Here is a 513-nt window from a genome sequence, read left to right on the forward strand (position 1 = left end):
CAGTAAAGCATCTTTACTCATTAATTTTTTCAATATGCGCGCTAAAACCTGCAGCACTTCTCCAGGATCGTTTACACTTAGCCGATTCTGGATCATCCTGTGGATAAATCGGGAAGAATCTGTGAGAAACAGAAGATCTCTTTCTCAGTTTACGCTATGATCCGCGGTCCCGATCGTTTCAATGGATCCTGATCGGGTAAAATTGCAGATAGCAATTCGCACGTCACCCTTTGCATAGGGTCTTGTCGATGTGCGTCAACAATCATGAATGTTTCAGCCTTTGTCATTTATCGACTTTTGTTCGAGTGGAGTCCGCCGTGTCACTTTCGCTTTGGCAGCAGTGTCTTGCCCGATTGCAGGATGAGTTACCAGCCACAGAATTCAGTATGTGGATACGCCCGTTGCAGGCGGAACTGAGCGATAACACGCTGGCTTTGTATGCGCCAAACCGTTTTGTGCTCGATTGGGTAAGGGACAAATACCTTAATAATATTAATGGATTACTAAATAACT

General features: G+C 44.6%; 1 protein-coding gene. It reads left to right on the forward strand.

All coding sequences use genetic code 11. From position 1 onward, the window contains the following. Positions 1-317: 317 nt before the first annotated feature. Positions 318-513 (forward strand): DnaA N-terminal domain-containing protein (locus KQJ18_RS24385; protein ID WP_346014734.1); only part of this gene is annotated, 196 nt, incomplete at its 3' end.

This window comes from Citrobacter sp. S55_ASV_140, assembly GCF_018919505.1.
GTDB lineage: Bacteria > Pseudomonadota > Gammaproteobacteria > Enterobacterales > Enterobacteriaceae > Citrobacter > Citrobacter werkmanii.